This window comes from Legionella anisa (assembly GCF_001467525.1).
In the GTDB taxonomy this organism is placed as follows: Bacteria; Pseudomonadota; Gammaproteobacteria; order Legionellales; family Legionellaceae; genus Legionella; species Legionella anisa.
The window spans coordinates 25391-43463 of record NZ_LNXS01000044.1 but is presented as its reverse complement, the minus strand read 5'-3'; the positions used below and the strand labels follow the sequence as shown (position 1 = coordinate 43463).

Sequence of the window (18073 nt, the reverse complement as noted above, 5' to 3'; positions counted from 1 at the left end):
GACGACTATTCTTTTCAACTGCCCTGGTTTTGTTTCTCCACGACATAAGGCATTATATTTTTCCTCTCCTGAAATCACTGACACAGCAATTCATGTGGACCTTGGATACTATTTTGATTTATTGGAAATTTATTAAGAATATGGGATAAACTAATAGGAGACGGGAAAACAAATAATCTCAGCGAAAAATACGCAAATGGTCTTTTCGGGAATAAGAAAGACACCTATGCTGACTGCGCCACTTAACTATCTAATGCTAATGCTTCAACCTTTTAAGTGAGCGCTTTGGAGGAAAGGATGCTGTTTCGATACATTAAACTTCAATGGCTTCAAACTTTGTTGATTTCTTTCATGCTCGTGGTGGCCTCTACGGCCATTGCTCAAAGCGCATCAGAAGAGCATGCCGCACATCATCCAGGAGGAGGCGAGAAAGAAGGAGGTATGATGAAACAAATCGGTTCCCCTCTCAAGGAACTTTACCCCTCTTTCATGAATTTACCCGTATTATCCCCAGAAAAACGCATTGAAATTCAACAAATGGCGCACCAGCGCATCGCATCGGGTATTGCGCTCATGAAAGGGGGATTGGGCGAGCTTTCGTCAGCATCAAACAGTAACGATTATTCTAAAATGCAGGAGGCCTTAGAGAAATTACGGGAAGGAATTGCCCAATATGAGAGTGGGTTGGCCGCTCTTCGTGCACTTGCTGAAGGAAAAAATCCGCGTGACATTGCATTACAGTGGTTTAAACGTGAAATGAATCTCCTTCCAAGTGCTCCTCAAGCAGAAAATATCTTAGGAGGCCCTTTTTTTCATTTAACAATTATAGGCCTATTTAGTCTGTTTTTTTTGATCATGATTTGGATGTATTTTTTTAAAATGAAAAGAGCCGCTGCCTTGCTTGACAGTTTAGTACAACAAAAAATAACTGTTTCTTCGGATGGATCACAGCCGCCCTTTTCAAAAACACTTAAACCAACCCCTTCGTCAGTATCCATTGAGCGAAGCCGCACCACCGAGGCTTCTAAAGCACCATCAGAAACCACATCCGCTTCGCTTACCTGTCCAGCTCATAAATGCCCAGTTCCTAAATTTCCGGTCATGAGATCGCTCACTGAACCAGAAGACAAGTGGGAAGGGAAACTTCGCGTTTGTCGTATTTTTCAAGAAGCACCAGGAATAAAAACATTTCATTTGGCATCACCAAACGAGGTGGCTTTGCCATTGACTTATTATCCTGGCCAGTTCATCACGCTCACTGCAGTAATTCATGGTAAAACGGTAAGACGCAGTTACACCATGGCTTCTACACCAACCCAGTTACATTATTGCGCCATTACAGTAAAACGAGAAGAACACGGTTTATTTTCTCGCTATTTGCATGACGAGGTTAAGGAAGGAGATCTACTGGATGTCATGGGGCCTAATGGTAAATTTACTTTTACTGGTGAAGAGGCGAAGAGCATTGTACTGATTTGTGGAGGGGTTGGTGTCACCCCGATGATGAGTATTATACGCTATCTTACCGATATTGGATGGCACAATGACATTTATTTGCTTTACTGTTGTCGTACGACCAGCGAATTTATCTTCCGCGAAGAATTAGAGCTACTTCAGGAAAGATATCTTAATCTCCGCGTGTATGCCTCCATGCTGCGTTCAGAAGGAACCATTTGGATGGGATTACAAGGCCTATTTACCAAGAATATTATCAGTCATCTTGTCCCTGATATTGCCTCTCATCGTATTCATGTTTGCGGCCCACCAGCGATGATGGAATCGATACTTGCTATCTTAAAAGAACTTAAGGTACCCGCTGATTTGATTCTAACAGAAGCGTTTGGACCAGAAAAGAAACCGGACATAACACAGGAAGACATAGATCTCATTAAAGCGGATACCCGCACGATGATTTCTTTTAGAAAATCTGGAAAAGTGGTTCCGATTTTGCAAGACCGAACTCTTCTTGAAATCGCTGAAGCAAACGGTATAACTATTGATAATGCGTGTCGAACTGGTCAATGCGGGTTATGTAAAGTGACATTGCTGTCAGGAGAGGTAACCATGGCTTGTGAAGACGCTCTTTCAAAGGAGGACAAACAACAGGGCCTTATCTTAGCCTGTCAGGCCAAAGCGACTCAAAATATTGAGGTGGATGCTTAATGAATGAGCAAGGACGTATGATAGTTTTGGGTCTGGTGCTGTTAATGCTTTTCACGTGGCTGGGCTTTACAGTCCATGCGTCTCCTCGTTTTGCAGGGAGTTTCTGGGGTGGGGTTTTTGGTGTCAGTGGCTCGATATTGATGCTCTTCCCACTACTCTATCTCTTTATTAAGCGTATTCCCTTTTTGAAGAATTGGGTTACACAGTACGTATCCATGAACACCCTGTTGTCCTGGCATATTTACGCAGGCATTATTGGTTCTATTTTAGTCTTGATTCATACAGGACATAAATTCAATAGCCCTCTAGGCATAGCGCTTACTACTATGACACTCATTGTCACGATTAGTGGTTTTATTGGTCGTTATCTCATGGGCTTTATTACTCATGAAATAGATGAAAAAAAGACCCTACTGATGGGATTGCAAAGACAATACCAAATAGTTGCTCAGGAATTGCAATCAGGCACATACTCCAATCAAAAAGTCGGGAAAGTCTCTCTTATAAAAGCTCGCTTGCTTTCATGGTTGATTAAAGACACCGCGTTTGATGGACATTTAATGAAATCAATAGAGATACGTGCTTTGTGTTTAGCGGATGCTATCTCTGAACTGGAATATGCCATCCGTTTTCATGAACACTTCAAACGCGTATTTCAAAAATGGTTAAAGTGCCACATTATTATCGCACTGGCATTGTATGTTCTGCTTGGTCTGCACGTGTGGTCTGGAATTTATTTTGGATTAAGGTGGTTTCAATGAAGCTTAGCTGGGCTACACTGGTTGCCCTTGCCATTTTAGCGGCACTGTCTTTTACAGCCTACTATAGGTCTTATCATGGAGATGAGGCCAGAAGTTTGACTAACCTGGTAGAGTGGCAAAGAATGGCAAGTCCTGGAGAACTCTCCAAAGCCCACTCTTTTCTGAGTCACAACTGCAATGCATGTCACACCCCAGTCAAAGGGGTTGAAGCAGTGAACTGTGTGGTATGCCATGCCAATAACGAATCGCTTTTAAAACGTCAACCAACCTCATTTCATGCCAACATAGGCAGTTGTGTCGCGTGTCATGCAGAGCACCAAGGTAGCAAGGCACGCATTACTCAGATGGATCATAATGCCTTGGTTTCGTTAGGACTGCAGCAACTTCATTCTTTTTCAAATGCAAATAGTGAAGAAGAGAAGTTGATTATTGAGCAGGTTACACTCTTTTTAGAGCAGAGTGAATCCAAGAGGCCAACGTTACTGGCAAGCCCCTATTTATCGACTCAAGAACTGACTTTACGGTGCGCCTCTTGCCATCAAAACAACGACAAGCACTTTAAATTATTTGGTGATGATTGTTCTGCTTGTCATGAAACGGCTCATTGGAGCATCCCTGAATTTAGACACCCTTCCCCTCGCTCAATGGATTGTGCTCAATGCCATCAAGCCCCACCAAGCCATTATATGGAGCATTTTAATATGATTTCAAAAGTAGTTGCTCATGAGCATGAAGCGCGTGTTGACCAATGTTTCCTTTGCCATCAAACCACTTCCTGGACTGATATTAAGGGCGTTGGATTTTATAAGCATCATTGAGGAAGGTTTAAGCTACTCTATGAATGCCTTTATTCCATTTTTTACATAGATCTTCACCACTTAATAAATTCGACATCACAAAAGCTTTCTTGCCAGTGATTCAAGCATCATGGTCAAGAGGAATTTCTGCTGCATCCCAAAGCCCCGGTTCCTACTTAAAAAAGAACAGCAACCCCTAAAGTAATTGTGTCTTGAGTAGTGGGTTCTCCCTGGCTTTGAAGAATCCTCTTAAGAGTCCCATACTCTTTATCATGTTCGTACTCTGTAAAAATACTAAGCCCCGGCTTAAGACGATAATAAGGTCTAAGGATATAACGCATTTGATTTAAACCATTGCCAATCTCATTTTTAACTACGGTGTGAGTGGCCAGAATGCTACGAATCCCCGTTATGAGGAAGAAGTTATCGGTCAGCTGGTTAGCTCGTGCTAACTGAATGTCAAACTTAACACTGCCATCACGGTAATACGTTCTAATATTGGTATCAATGTAGTAAGGCATCAATCCTTCAATACCAATACCAGGTTGCCAATAAGGTCCTCCCGGGCGATAAAAATAATTGACCCCACCTTTAATGGCCCAAAATTGACTAATCAAATGCCAATAGAACACATCGATGTCTGCATTTTCGACTGCTCCTTTATAGATTTCAGCATCCTCAGTATACAACTGCAGTTTATTGTAATCACCTCCATAGTAACCTCTAAAAGTCATTTCCTGAGCATTATGAAAAGGATCTTCGCCCAATTCGATATAGTTTGCGCGATAGAAGCCTTGATGATGTACTAAGGGGTGCTTGATGAGTGCAGTATCCAGCGGCATGACTTCGTCTTCTCTTACGATTGGTCGATTAATATAGGCTTGTTGAAAAGCAACATTTTCGGGCTTTAGAGTACCTTTGGAAATCTCGATGATGGTGGTGTACTGAAATACCCGCGCCATGCCCGCCGCCATGTGCAGAAGATGGTGGCAATGGAAAAACCATTGGCCACTGGCATCGGTATCGAAATCAGCAACAGCGGTAGCCCCTGGTGCCACCTCAATGGTATGCAACAGTGGATCGTAAGCCCCATGACCATTACGTAAAATAAACCAATGACCATGAATGTGCATGGGGTGACGCATCATCGAATTATTAGTAAAAATAATCCGATAACGCTTTCCTGGCTCAATCAGAATCGGTTTGGCTCTGTATTCTGGTAGACCATTAATAAACCATATGTAGCGATCCATATAACCAAACAATTCCATTTTAATAATCCCATCAACTGGTTTATTAGGATTATTGGTTTTCACTGCTGCTTTTAACTCTTGATATTTGGTTCCTATTGTGGTCGCTTTTGAAGAATCAGGCGGCTCTATCTTATCGCCTATGATGGTCGGCTCGATGGGCATCTTCATATCCATGGAATCATTCATTGACATGTTCGATTCCATGGTCATACCCTCGTTCTTTTTCCTCGCTGCGCTGTCGCTTCGATGAGTAGACTGAGTCGATTGATGGTTGTCCATAGCTCTGGCTACTGAAGAAGAATGTGCCTGCATCGAGTGAGACGATTGACCAGGTTTAGATATCTTAACGCTGTTCATTGCTCCATGATTCATCCCTGACATAGCCTTACTCTTATTCATCGAAGTCGATGAGGGATTCGATTTCATCGATGTGGCGTGAGCTGAATGATTTGATAAATTGTCCTTTTTTTTGTGGGCCGTCATGGAAGACATGGAGTGTTGAGGACTTTGCGAACCCATGGTCTTAGAATGGGAAGGCATGGTCATTGATGACTTCATCGCCGTTGATGATTTATTATGGCTCATCAAGGCATGCTGTTGGTTTCCATTCATCGCGCCACCATTCATAGACCTCATCATGTTGGCCATCATCTCTCTTGTAACAGGAAGTGGTTCAGGGAAAGGAGCCACCTGCTGATAATCAACGAATTGATTAGGGGAAGTCACTAAGGCACCATAGGCTTTGCCCAGAGTGTCAATCGACTCTGCATAAATAATGTAAGGCCTGTTTTTTTGAATTGTAACCAAGATATCATAGGTTTCACCCGGGGCAATCCAAAAATCCTCGATGGGATAAGGTGTGACATCATTGCCCTGGATATGTACCATCTCCACTTTGGCTTCAGGAATTTTGACACGATAGATGGTACTGGCTCCTGCGCCAATGAAGCGTAAACGTACGGTATCCCCTACCTTCACAGGGGCTGTCCAGGGAAGAGATTTGGGCTGACCATTTAATAAATACGCATCATAGGCCACATCACTCAGATCATAAATACTCATCCGCATTTGTTGCATCATTTTGTAATCAACGATTAATTTTTTACGTTCTTCTTGGGATGCTTTACGATAATCATGGAGAAACTTCGTAAGCGAGGGTTGTAGGGGGAATCGAGGACCGTAATAATCGCCGTCTTTTTTTAAATTCGCAAACACGTGTTCAGCAGGTGTGTTGATCCAATCGGATAACACCACCACATAATCTTTTGTATATTGATAGCTTGGGGGATGTGGTGGATCAATAATAAACGTACCATACAAGCCCTCTTGTTCTTGAACCTTGGCGTGGGCGTGATACCAATAGGTCCCCTGTTGATACAACTTAAAGCGATAATGGAACACCCCTCCTGGAGGAATTGGTTTTTGACTCACACCGTCCACCCCATCCATTTGCCAAGGAACAAGTAAACCATGCCAATGAATGGATGTCCCCTCATCCAAATGGTTATACACATTGATGGTGACATCATCCCCTTCTTTAAAATGCAAAGTTGGTGCAGGAATTTGCCCATTGACGGCAATGGCGCGCCTGGGTTTACCTGCAAAATTCACCGTTTTATAAGCAACCACTAAATTAACCGTATGTTTTGCTCCGCCTGTCAGGGTTAAAGGCTTTACCGTTTTAAGAGCTTGCTGGTTAGTAGCCTGTTGTTCCGTTTTGTAGTTCACAGATTTGGATTGAGACTGTATTGTCTTGGGAGAAGTTGGCGTTGATATTGCAGCACCGTGTTGTTCATGCTGGGCAAACAAAGCAGAAGAACTGAGCAGTAAAAAGGAAAAAATAAGGAAACAGCTTCTTCTTAAATAATACAAGTCCATTTTCGGCATGCCTCTATCCTTATATAAAAAATCGTATCAATGCTGAGATGCTTTGTCTGCTTTGGCGGGCACCAATACACCGTAACCATAGCGATAGACTAATTCCCCTCCATACCAAGCCGTTGTGAGTAACAACATTTGGACAATGAACAGCGCGATTAAGAAGGTCAGAGTCGGTTTTTGGGCTTTAATATAACGCCAAATTGACCAAAAAGCCATGAGTAAAATAGCACTTGCTGTAGCGAGTGCCCAGTTGCGGTGGATCACTTTCACGGTGTGCGCCATAGCACCATGTTTCACCGTATAAAAAGCATAAAACCCAGCCGAGACAGTAGCGATTGTACTCAATGCCGCGAGCCATAAACACCAACGTGCCACTATCTCAAATTCAATAACAAACAAGTTAGTTTCCCATCGGGTATAGGAAGCCAAGTAATTTGCGGCATAAAGAATAGCCGATACAGTAAATAAAGCCATGGTAAAATGGACAAAAATGGGATGCCAATTGGGGATAATTTCTATCATGGTCGATGCGTTCCTTATTTCAGTGTAGGGAACCAACATCCCCTTCACATTGCCTTGATTTTCCTATAAAAAAGGTGGGGCATGCCCCATGAGCTCTTTTGCAAATGGGTGCTTCCTCCAAAAATATCACGGCACACAAGGCAGCAACAGTTGGAGCGTAGTCACCCAATCAATTCATTTTAAACGTTTATTGATTTAATCTGAACTGGCCGAATTACCTTCGGGCATAATAAGTACGAATTTGGGCCAGCACCTTTTGCAATTTTTGCCAGTTGGCTTGTGTGCCTTCTTTATCATTGGCATCACCCGTTTTATCAAGGTGCTTTGCCAGTTGCTCCGTATATCCGACGTTTTGCTTAAGATTTTTGAGTTGTTCTTCAGACAAACTCGGGACTTGGCCAACCGACTTAAGGATTATTAGGATCCCTTAGTGACCTTAATTTTCCATCCTTTACCTCATCAGGCATCGAGAATGAATATCAACCAAGCATATTAAAATGTGTTTTTTGCCGTAATTGGCATACTATGTAGTATGCTATTATGGTATTAAATTCTGATCAATAATGGATAGTGTTTTTTAATGATTTCTAAAATTGATATGGAGATTTTTTATGAAATAATTATTGATACGACGTCTTGTTAACCATAAAATGAAAAAAATTGCTAATTCGCACTGCCACAGCTGTCATATTTACCACTAAAAAATACCAATACACCACTTATTATTTCTATGGTAAGTGGTGATATTGTATCTTACAGGGAGGCATTGAGAACATTACCGCCACTTGCCATATTAAATGATTATCACAATGAACACGTGCTCAATAGATACAAATAAGATCACCCGAATAATAAACTAACAAGCGAAGAAGCCTTTTCTGAATTAATGAAATATTTTTTGTTGTGTCAAAAACATAAAATAGATAGAAAAAATCACCCAATAAAGAAAATTTTAATTTTATGTGTGTAGTCCATGCGGAAATGAAAGAAATTGACGACATGTGGCATACCTTCCTACTCTTTACTAAAGATTACATGGATTTTTGTAATCATTATAATCATTATTTTGGTGAATACATTCATCACCACCTCGCTAAAGAAGATGAAGTGCTACCGAAAGAGGGATTTGAACAAGAATTTAATCTCTATTTATCTTATATTTATGACCACTTGGGCGAAGGAACTTTAAACGTATGGTTTAATGATTTACTCGCAGAAACTTTATAAGCAGATGTTCTTTTTAAATTATTCTATTCAAAACAAATTGAAATATATTTTGTTGCCTAATAGGTAAGCGAAGAGGTCGACCAACTTAAATCTACCCATTATAAAAAACATAACGCGCAGCCAGCATTAGTGCCAACCAATTCCTCCCGTGTTGTGTCCTTTGTACGTAGAAGAATCATTTTTTGAATTCAGGGCTGTTGTTGATGCACAAGAAGTAAACAAAGGGGATGAACTAACCAATATCCCTAACACGATAATCATCTTGAATAGTCTACGAGTTCGCATATTGATATTCCTTGCAATAAAATAGGTCTCATAAGTTAACAACCCCTCATTGTTAATTATAATAGCACAAAATCCGAGCAATCAATTGAATAGGAATGGTATGACTATATAGTTTGGAGATATTCAAACTCCCCAATAAAATTAAGTATTTGTTTTGAATTTTTATTGATTCAATAATAAGATAGGTTTCCATTTGTCGCTGTTATCAAGGAACAGTATTGTATGCGATTACGTCTATTAGCATTCCCATTAGCCGGAATTATCGTTGGTGTGAGCATTTATTCTGGAATCATTAATACGATTAAAGAATATGTAGACAATTATGTTGTTCAGCACCAAGATCCAGCAGCTTGGAATAATCGCGGGATAGATTATATGATTGGCAAAAAGGTACCCCAAAATTACTCTGAGGCAGTAAAGTGGTTTCAAAAGGCAGCAGAGCAAGCTGACACCATGGGTCAACGCAACCTTGGTTTAACGTACACAACCGGCAAAGGTGTTGCTCAAAATCATAGCAAGGCCATGAAATGGTTTCGAAAAGCAGCTGAAAAAAATGATCCCGTCGCTGAATTTAATCTTGGTGTACTCTATATAGAAGGCATTGGCATTTCACATAATGATGGGGAAGCTGTTAAATGGATCCACAAAGCAGCTGAACAAGGATTTCCAGACGCGGAACGTACTCTGGGTATCCTATATTTAACTGGCAATGGTGTAAAACAAAATGATGGTGAGGCAATAATATGGTTTCGTAAAGCAGGTGAACATGGCGATCTGGTGTCTCAGCGTACTCTCAGTGCAATGTATGCAGAAGGTAATCATACTCAGCAAAATGATTTTGAGGCGATGAAATGGTTTGATCTGGCTGCTAAGCAAGGAGATCCTATCGCTCAATATAATATAGCTATCGGTTTTTTTGTAGGGAAAGGTATGAAGCAAAATAATATTGAAGCAATGAAATGGTTTCATCTCGCTGCCAATCAAGGATTGCCTCAAGCTCAATACGCGCTTGCTGCAATTTATCATGATGGCCAGGGAGTTCCTCAAAATCATGATGAAGCACTAAAGTGGCTTCAAAAAGCTGCTGAGCAGGGGTACCCAGCGGCTCAGCAGCACTTGCAGAATCTTAAGCGAGAGTGAATCACGTGACTGTAATCTCTGATGACTTACCACCAATTTCGCTTTTATTGCCTTAATTTTTCTTACTTAAATAGGAATGTAAAAAACTAGGAACTCTCGTTATTGTTTACTGGATACGAAGGTGGTACTAATGCCTTCGAGTATGACTGGCCCAAATACGCCCAATAGAAGGATTTTTATGCTTTAAACCACTGCTCTGATTTTTGCCATTATTTTGAGTTTTTTTAGTTGTTGGAGTCAAAGACGTGCATGCTGAGACACTAAAGAATAAAAGAAGTGCTATTAAAAGAATGGTGCTCCTTAATACTGTTACAATATTCATAGCAAATCCTTATAAAATTAAAATGTTTATTCGCTCGTCGTTTTGCCATTACATCCATCCCTTGAATCTGCTTTATCCCTTATTTAACGAAACCAAGGCTTAGAATTTCCAATCCATGTGAAGCATGACTGGAACAAGTTGTTCTTTGCCATATCAATCTAGTTGATAGAACGTATCACATCAAACTCTTCATTCCAATCCAGCATATCGGCTGAGTCACTTTGTTCATAATGCTCTTCTTCTTGGAAAAGAAAAAATGCGTTCTCTTTTTCCTCTTCCAAGCTTTCCTGAACCAAGCATTCCAAGACCTCCATATCACTCATGATAGCTCCTCTATTCCAAGATCAATCCAAATCATCCGAGCATGATCAATACGATAAAACAACATAATTAGATGTTTCTTTCCAAATGAGGATGAACCACTTGAATAGGCTCTGATCCTTTGTCATCCTCCTATTTGCTCGATGGATTGAAGCAATCCATGCGCTTTACCTTCACCATTTTGAAAGAATGGCGATTCCCCTTTTATTTTTAGTCTGCTATTTTATAGCACTACTCAGATAAATAGTAAAAGTTATTGAGTTGCAATAACTTACCTTGCGATGGAATGGGCGCTAAGCGGTTTTCAACTTAATCGCCATGGTTTTCGCATGTGTTTTGTTACCGGTGAAGTGACTGTCACCTATGTTTGTATTTTTTGCCTAATGTCACAAAGCTTGTGCTGCGGCTTGTTACTGTCCAGCACCAGTTGCCTCATAAGTGAATGTTACCGAAGGGTCAATGTTCAACAATTGAGCAAGTCGACATCCTGACCTATACTTATATAAAGCTCCTTTTTTATTTTTAAGGAGTAAGGAGTGTTGTATGGATGTTTTAAAGGCATTAAAAATCGCCATTCCTGCAATCGCCCTTATGGGTGCACCTGTTGTTTCTGCGTTTACTCCTAATACTCCAGTAAACCCTCAAAGTAACGTCGTTTTAGCCGCAAATAACTATCATGGCGGACATCACAATGCTCCTCACGGAGGGCATCCTGGATGGATAAAGTGGAAAGGACATTGGATTTGGTGGGATGGGCATCATGGTTGGCAGAATCAATGGCATCATGGTGGGTACTATCATCACGGAAACCCTGGATGGCATCACGGCGGTGGTTGGCACCATGGAGGCGGGCATCATAGTGGGCATTAAATTAATTGCCCTCTGTGATTATTATTAATGAATCAGCTTGCCTTTCTGTCGAGCGGTCTTATCTTTTATCCCAAAACAGAAAGGCAGCTTACCATCAGGTGAGTTGATTGGCTGTGAATCAAGGAGTAGCCTAGGAGCCTGATGTAGCGTAATTGGCTCGAATTTGTACCAGCACCTTTTGCAATTTTTGCCAGTTGGCTTCTGTGCCTTCTTTATCATTGGCATCGCCTGTTTTATCAAGACGCTTTGCCAGTTGCTCAGTATACCCTACGTTTTGCTTCAGATTTTTGAGTTGTTCTTCAGACAAATTCTTGCTTAAATCGGGCAGTGCTTTGACTAAGTCTCGAATCGCAAACGCATGTTGGTGAATCGTATCCAGCTGATTGTCAGCCAACGCTTTATTAATAGCCGCAGCATGTTGGTCAATGGCCTCCCAAATGGCAGGAATGGTAGTTGGGATTGTCTGAGCTTCCTCTTCATGATTGGCAGCAGCATACGCAGGTGACAATAAAAACAGCAAAACAACAAGCAGGTTAAACAAACCTAGTGCTTTTTTATTAAAGAACTTCGTTATTTGATTCATCATGATTCTCCTTGAAAGTTTTCCTTTGCATACTGTCTTTTTTCACGCCAAGCTTCCATCGCGTTATACACTGTAGGCACCACAAACATATTTAAAAATGTAGAGGTAAACAATCCTCCAAGCAATACTTGTGCCAAAGGACGCTCCAATTCTTTCCCAGACGGGGAGCCCCACAACAGGGGAATTAAGCCAAGCGCTGCCGTTGCTGCGGTCATGAGCACAGGTACCAAACGGTCCAGAGTGCCTTGAATGACTACCTGTTCCCGTGGTTGTCCTTGGGTACGTAACTGATTGTAATGGCTTACTAAAATAATCCCGTTACGTGCCGCAATGCCAAATAAGGTGATAAACCCAATCATGGCGGCTACACTCATATCCCCACTTGCTAGAAACAAAGAAACTACGCCACCAATCAAAGCGAGCGGCAAATTAAACATGACCAATAATGCTTCACGGAAGGTGCCAAACGCTTTATGAAGCAAAATCAACATGATGAAAATGGCCAACGCGCCAAACAGAATTATCACACGAGAGGCCTGTTGTTGACTTTCAAACTGTCCGCCATACTGAATGAAATAGCCACTTGGCAACGACATTTTTTCCTTAATCCGTTGCTGCACTTCTTGAATCACGCTGCCCAAATCCCGCCCTTGCACATTAAACGCAATCACTAAGACGCGCTGTACGTTTTCCCGATTAATTGCAAAAGGTTGAGGCTCTAACTGAATATCCGCCACTGCACGCAAGGGGATTTTGGTTTCCTGATTCGCCGCTCCATGAGCATCAATCAACATGTTTTGAATGGTTTTCATGCTGTCTCGCCCTGCTTCACCCATGCGTACATACAAATCAAACGTTCGCTGGCCTTCGAGAACACTCGATACCGTCACCCCATTAAGAAGAACTTGCACATCTTCTGAAATCTGCCCCACATTAACCCCATAACGGGCCGCTTTCTCTCGGTCAATAGTAATGACCAACTGCGCCACCTTGATTTGTTGCTCTTTGTTCACATCCACCACCCCTGGCACGGTTTTTAAAATGGCTTCAACCGATTGACCTAATTCGTTAAGGGTAGCCAGATTATCGCCAAAAAGTTTCACCGCTACTTGCGCTCTGACTCCTGAGAGCACTTCATCCATACGATGGGCAATAAATTGCCCGACATTAAACACAGCACCTGGAATGTTCGCCAAATCTGCTCGAATACGTCGCAACAATTCATCCGGTGACATGGTTTTGTCTTTGTCAAAATCAAGACGCACATCAAATTCACTGGCATTGGGTGGCATGGCGTCTTCATCCAACTCACTGCGCCCTGCCCGTTGGGCAATGGAAATGACTTGCGGATACTTCAGCAAGGTTTTGCTCACTTGTTGCCCTAAGCGCATGGTTTCATCCAGGGAAGTCCCTGGAAGGGTGCTCATCGCAATAATAAAATTGCCTTCATGAAATTCAGGCAAAAACGAAGTCCCAAAAAAAGGAAGTAAGGCTAAAGCAAAAACAAAGGCAGCAATAGCCATAGTCACAACCGTTTTACAATGCGCTAACGACCAATTTAAACCCCTTAAAAAATGTTTTTTTAACCACATCACAAAACGAGTTTCCGCTTGCGCATGTTGGGCGATTTCTTCTTCGGTCAAATGATAACGCGCCTCTTGAGGCAATGCATGCATCACGACTTGAGTATCTTGTTTTTTTTCCGTTGTTCCTACTAAAAGAAGATAACAAAGAGCGGGTACTGTGGTAATAGAAACCACAAGTGAGCCCATAACTGATGCGATATAAGCAATGGCCAAAGGACTAAAAATCCGCTCAGAAATTCCTGATAAAAAGAAAATCGGCAAAAATACGAGGCTAATGATAATGGTCGCATAAACGACCGAGCTTCGAATTTCCAAAACCGCATCAAAAACAATTTCAATGGCGGGCACGGGCTTCTTGGCCAAACGATTTAATCGTAGGCGATGTACCACATTTTCAACGGTGATAATGCCATCGTCCACCACTTCACCAATGGCAATCGCCATGCCCCCTAAAGTCATGGAGTTAATACCAAAACCAAAATAGTGAAGAACCAAGAGGCCCACTATGAAAGAAACTGGCATGGAAAGAAACGTAATAAAGGATGCTCTCCAATTCATTAAAAACAAAAACAACACCGCAATGACAATGATGGCGCCTTCAATCAAGGCTCTGGTCAAGTTGTGGATCGCCGACTCAATAAAATTGGCTTGGCGAAATACTTCAGTTACTAATTCCACTCCTGCTGGCAACGAGCGTTTAATCTCCTCTAATGCTTGCTCGACTTTATAAGTGGTGGTTAAGGTATCCGCCCCATAGATTTTAGAAATCGTGCCAATGACCGCATTTTTTGCATTATAAGCCCCATCGCCCCGTTTGATTTCACCACCGAAAGCGACGGTGGCTACGTTATTAATGGTAATAGGAACTCCATTACGAACCACAATCAATGTTTTTTTAATGTCATCCAGTGTTTTGACGCGACCCATGGTACTCACCACAAACTCCGTACCCGCCTGATGCACAAAAGCACCAGGAACGTTTTGATTCGCAGACGTTAAAGCTTGACGTACCTCTTCAATGGTGATGCCATAAGCCACCATGCGTTGTGGGTCAAGCAGCACCTGATATTGCTTGACTTCTCCACCAACGGAAACCACCGCAGCCACCCCACCTAAAGCCAAGATACGGGGACGAATGGTCCAGTCGGAAATCGTACGCAATGTTTCAGGGCTTGCGCTATGGCTAATCAGTGCGTATTTAACAAGCCATCCCACGGCCGAAGTTACAGGCAGCATAACGGGTGCATTAGCCCCTGGGGGAAGGCGATTCACTGCTTGCTGAAGACGCTCGTTCACCAGTTGACGATTGCGATAAATGTCCGTTTTGTCATCGAATACCACCGTAATCGTCGATAATCCCACCGAAGTTTTTGATCGAACACTAGCTACCCCAGGTGTTCCATTGATGGCACTTTCCAAGGGATAAGTCACCAGAGTTTCCACATCTTGGGTGGCCATGCCAGGCACTTGCGTTTGCACCACCACTTGCGGCGGGGCAAATTCGGGAAACACATCCACTGGCATTTGCTGCAAGATATAGCCGCCTAACAAGCAGAGGATAATGGTCAAAGCTAAAATTAAGGGACGATTTCGTAAAGACCAGGCGATAAGATAAGTAAACATTTAATGAGGCTCCTCTTGGCCTGCTTTTGGTTTACTGCCCCCACTTAACCATAAGGTATAAAGCTCACGGTTGCCTTGAGTTACCACCAGGTCGCCAGGAACTAAGCCATCGGTAATTTCTGAATGCTCATCGTCCACCGCACCCACGTTCACCACGACGCGATCGTAGGTGTCGTCGTTTTGCACAAAAACAAAGGACTCATTATCCGCATGCAACAAAGCCGCATTAGGCACAGCCAGTGCTGCCTCATTATGAGCTAAAATAACGTTAGAACGCACAAACATACCCGGTTTGAGAAGCCCCTCCTTATTGTCTAAGGTAATTCTGATATTCACTGTACGAGTTAACGAGTCAAGATTCGGTTCGATTAAAGTCACTTGGCCTTTAAAGATTTGCTTGGGGTAACTTAGGGCATGAATATTCACTGCTTGCCCGACCTTAATCCTGCCTAAATCTTCTTCATACACTTGAGCAATCACGAATAATTTATCGCGATTGCTGATGTGAAAAAGAACGGTATTGGGCTCCACCGCTTGCCCTAAATTGATATTCCTGGCATCAATGAGGCCTGCAATCGGCGCTGTGACCGCAACACTCGGTGGTGGATTGCCCACTAATCTTGATTGGACTGTAGCTAAGCGCTGTCCTGCCTTGACTCTATCGCCTAAATTCACATCAATGGCGGTGACACTGCCACTAATCCGAATACTGACATCCGCTTGCGCATCCGGTAAAAGTTGAATTTGGCCATTCAAACCCAACAGTTGCTCCATAGGACGATTGGTGGCTTCTGCCACTTTAATCCCCAACATTTTGGTTTGTTGCGGTGTTAAATGCACTGGGCCTTTGGCTCCTCCTTCACTCACTTCAATTTCTTCGCCATGGGCAAAGCACCCTTGCATAGGAAGAAATAAACTTAAAAAAACACCAATAAAAGTAAGTCTTCTACTTCGTTGTCGTAACATGTTGACCATCACCATTCCTTTGATAAGCTAAGTAAGGACAAAATCCTTGGGCATTCCCAGAGCCAAGGGCTGTACACAAAGCCACATACACTTGTAAATATTTTTCTAGCGTTGCGAGATAGGTCATTTGCAAATCATTTTGTTGCTTTTGCACTTGCAAGACGTTTAAAAGCGAAATTTGCCCGTTTTCATAAGAATCTTGTGCCAGTTTTATGTTTTCAACCCCCAACTTAAGAGAAACCGTTTGTGTTTCTCTAAGACTCATTTTAAGCGCTTTCAGCTGTCCGTAATTACTCGCTATTTCCGTTTCAATACTTAAATTCAAGGCGCTTAACGCCATCATCGCTTGAGTTGCCGTGTGACTGGCTTCTAAAATTCGCCCCTGATTACGATTTAAAAGAGGGAGAGGTACCGAAAGAGTCACACCTAAGGTGCGGTCGGCGGGTTGAGGCGGTCCTTCTTCGACTACAATTTTATCTTGTTGGACACCAAGCCCTACCGTCCAATCAGCAAAACGCTCAGCTTTTGCCAAGCGGTGGTCGGCCTCGGCGCGACCCATCGATAAGACAATGGCTTGGCGGTCAGGACGATGGCTAAGCGCCCATGTTTTTAAGAGGGTTAATTCCGGGAGTTGTCGTCCTGTCACTAAATCGCCCTTAAGTAATAAAGGAGAGTCTGCTTGCCGCCCCATTAATTGATTAAGGGTAGCATTTTGACTGATGCGAAGACTATGCTGTAGATGCTTTTCTTGAGCAATACGCAGATATTCTATGCGTGCTGCATTCTCATCCAGCTTGGAAATCTCCGCAGCATGATAGCGATTATGGATGACATTGACTAATTCTTTATTGATTTTTAACAAATAATTCAATTGTTGCAGGCGACGTTCCGTAATTACCGCTGCATAAAAGGCATTCGCTACTTTGGCACTGAGTTGGCGCTCTGCTTCCCCAATTTCGGCCATGGCTTTCAGTACATCAAGGCGCGCAACGTTTTTTTGTTTTGCAATACGTCCAGAAATGGGGAAGGCTTGACTAAAACCCGCGCTGCGTGAATATTCCCCTTCATCATTAAATAAGCGATCGTCGTTATTGGAGAGATTAAGGCTTGGATTGGGCCAAAGACCCGCTTGGATTAAACGGGCCTTTGCAATCGCCACATTATAGCGAGCCGCTTTTAAATCCTTGTTATTCGCCAGAGCAATTTGGGTTATTTCTTGAAGAGTCAATGCATTAGCCAAAGAAGAATACAGTAGCAGAAGCACCACCCAACAAGAAAAAAGCCAAACCCTATTGTTTTCCATAACTGTCAGACTTCAAAAGAGTTATTGCATTGCGGCCTTACACTGGTAAGCCCGACCCACCATCCAATGATCTGCTACGAAATCATTTTTGGGATTGCCTTCATAAGTTTGCTGATGTTCGTTAACGAAAAGCGTATTCGCCCCTAAAAGAGCGGCTTTGTTTCTTAGGATATTCAGCTCATCCTGAATCAAATGTTCATGGGATTGATAGGATTGGCTCATGCCATTGCGATCGTACGCTCTGACTTCCCCTAAAAAAGTGCATGTTTTTAAGCGTTTTTCTGCTTTAAGAAGGGTCACTTTTTCGCCTTCTGGCGTGAGTTTGGCATTGTAAGAACAACCCATAAGAACAGCAGGAACGATGAATAGTAGTGCGCATTTCATTAGAGAGTGAGTCATGAATCAATACCTTTTTTATTATTCTTTAGTTCAGTATCTACTATCCCATAGGATTAAACAAGACGGGTACT

Annotated in this window: 15 protein-coding genes and 1 pseudogene; 6 read left to right on the top strand and 10 right to left on the bottom strand. The window is 42.4% G+C overall.

Annotation, left to right across the window (positions count from 1 at the left end; translation table 11 throughout):
• The first annotated feature begins 297 nt into the window (after window positions 1-297).
• The 3 genes from Lani_RS14240 to Lani_RS14230 are packed head-to-tail and all read left to right on the top strand — an operon-like array spanning window position 298 to window position 3742.
• Window positions 298-2163 (top strand): 2Fe-2S iron-sulfur cluster-binding protein, encoded by a 1866-nt coding sequence (locus Lani_RS14240; RefSeq protein ID WP_058388617.1) that lies wholly within the window; start codon window positions 298-300, stop codon window positions 2161-2163.
• Window positions 2163-2924, top strand: a complete 762-nt coding sequence (locus Lani_RS14235; RefSeq protein WP_019235650.1) for a hypothetical protein — start codon at window positions 2163-2165, stop codon at window positions 2922-2924. The genes Lani_RS14240 and Lani_RS14235 overlap by 1 nt, the downstream gene beginning before the upstream one ends.
• A complete protein-coding gene (locus Lani_RS14230; RefSeq protein WP_019235649.1) occupies window positions 2921-3742 on the top strand; it encodes a cytochrome c3 family protein in 822 nt (273 codons plus the stop codon). Before Lani_RS14235 ends, Lani_RS14230 begins: the two co-directional genes overlap by 4 nt.
• A gap of 155 nt (window positions 3743-3897) precedes the next feature.
• Here the strand turns inward: Lani_RS14230 and Lani_RS14225 are convergent, their stop codons facing one another.
• The 3 genes and pseudogenes from Lani_RS14225 to Lani_RS14215 form a co-directional block, all read right to left on the bottom strand.
• On the bottom strand, window positions 3898-6861 hold the full coding sequence (locus tag Lani_RS14225) for a multicopper oxidase domain-containing protein (protein WP_019235648.1): 2964 nt from the start codon (window positions 6859-6861) through the stop codon (window positions 3898-3900).
• Between the two features lie 27 nt (window positions 6862-6888).
• Window positions 6889-7416: a DUF2231 domain-containing protein gene (locus Lani_RS14220; RefSeq protein ID WP_040523560.1), complete on the bottom strand. Its 528-nt coding sequence runs from the start codon at window positions 7414-7416 to the stop codon at window positions 6889-6891.
• Window positions 7417-7591: 175 nt separating this feature from the next.
• Window positions 7592-7762, bottom strand: a pseudogene (locus Lani_RS14215) (transporter); the annotation flags it as partial.
• 575 nt (window positions 7763-8337) lie between these two features.
• Between Lani_RS14215 and Lani_RS20825 the strand changes: the two are divergent.
• Window positions 8338-8604 (top strand): glycine-rich domain-containing protein, encoded by a 267-nt coding sequence (locus Lani_RS20825; protein ID WP_019235645.1) that lies wholly within the window; start codon window positions 8338-8340, stop codon window positions 8602-8604.
• 507 nt (window positions 8605-9111) lie between these two features.
• Window positions 9112-10029 carry a tetratricopeptide repeat protein gene (locus Lani_RS14205; RefSeq protein ID WP_019235644.1) on the top strand — a complete coding sequence of 306 codons (918 nt, stop codon included), beginning with the start codon at window positions 9112-9114 and terminating at the stop codon, window positions 10027-10029.
• 127 nt (window positions 10030-10156) lie between these two features.
• Here the strand turns inward: Lani_RS14205 and Lani_RS14200 are convergent, their stop codons facing one another.
• Together Lani_RS14200 and Lani_RS20260 are read right to left on the bottom strand one after the other, a co-directional pair.
• The gene (locus Lani_RS14200; RefSeq protein ID WP_019235643.1) at window positions 10157-10351 is read right to left on the bottom strand and encodes a hypothetical protein; all 195 of its coding nucleotides are present in this window, start codon (window positions 10349-10351) and stop codon (window positions 10157-10159) included.
• Between the two features lie 158 nt (window positions 10352-10509).
• Window positions 10510-10674 (bottom strand): hypothetical protein, encoded by a 165-nt coding sequence (locus Lani_RS20260; protein ID WP_019235642.1) that lies wholly within the window; start codon window positions 10672-10674, stop codon window positions 10510-10512.
• Between the two features lie 541 nt (window positions 10675-11215).
• On the opposite strand from Lani_RS20260, the gene Lani_RS14195 reads away from it, so the two are divergent.
• Window positions 11216-11542, top strand: coding sequence for a hypothetical protein (locus Lani_RS14195; RefSeq protein ID WP_019235641.1), 327 nt, complete (start codon window positions 11216-11218; stop codon window positions 11540-11542).
• A 130-nt stretch (window positions 11543-11672) separates the two neighbouring features.
• Here Lani_RS14195 and Lani_RS14190 read toward each other — a convergent pair whose 3' ends face one another.
• The 5 genes from Lani_RS14190 to Lani_RS14170 are packed head-to-tail and all read right to left on the bottom strand — an operon-like array spanning window position 11673 to window position 18002.
• The gene (locus tag Lani_RS14190; RefSeq protein WP_019235640.1) at window positions 11673-12125 is read right to left on the bottom strand and encodes a hypothetical protein; all 453 of its coding nucleotides are present in this window, start codon (window positions 12123-12125) and stop codon (window positions 11673-11675) included.
• Complete coding sequence (locus Lani_RS14185) at window positions 12125-15334, bottom strand: efflux RND transporter permease subunit (protein ID WP_019235639.1); 3210 nt, start codon at window positions 15332-15334, stop codon at window positions 12125-12127. Before Lani_RS14185 ends, Lani_RS14190 begins: the two co-directional genes overlap by 1 nt.
• Window positions 15335-16309 (bottom strand): efflux RND transporter periplasmic adaptor subunit, encoded by a 975-nt coding sequence (locus tag Lani_RS14180; protein WP_019235638.1) that lies wholly within the window; start codon window positions 16307-16309, stop codon window positions 15335-15337.
• Entirely contained in the window at window positions 16281-17603 is a 1323-nt protein-coding gene (locus Lani_RS14175; RefSeq protein ID WP_019235637.1) for a TolC family protein, read from the bottom strand. Before Lani_RS14175 ends, Lani_RS14180 begins: the two co-directional genes overlap by 29 nt.
• A gap of 21 nt (window positions 17604-17624) precedes the next feature.
• Window positions 17625-18002 (bottom strand): DUF4156 domain-containing protein, encoded by a 378-nt coding sequence (locus Lani_RS14170; RefSeq protein ID WP_019235636.1) that lies wholly within the window; start codon window positions 18000-18002, stop codon window positions 17625-17627.
• Window positions 18003-18073 lie beyond the last annotated feature (71 nt).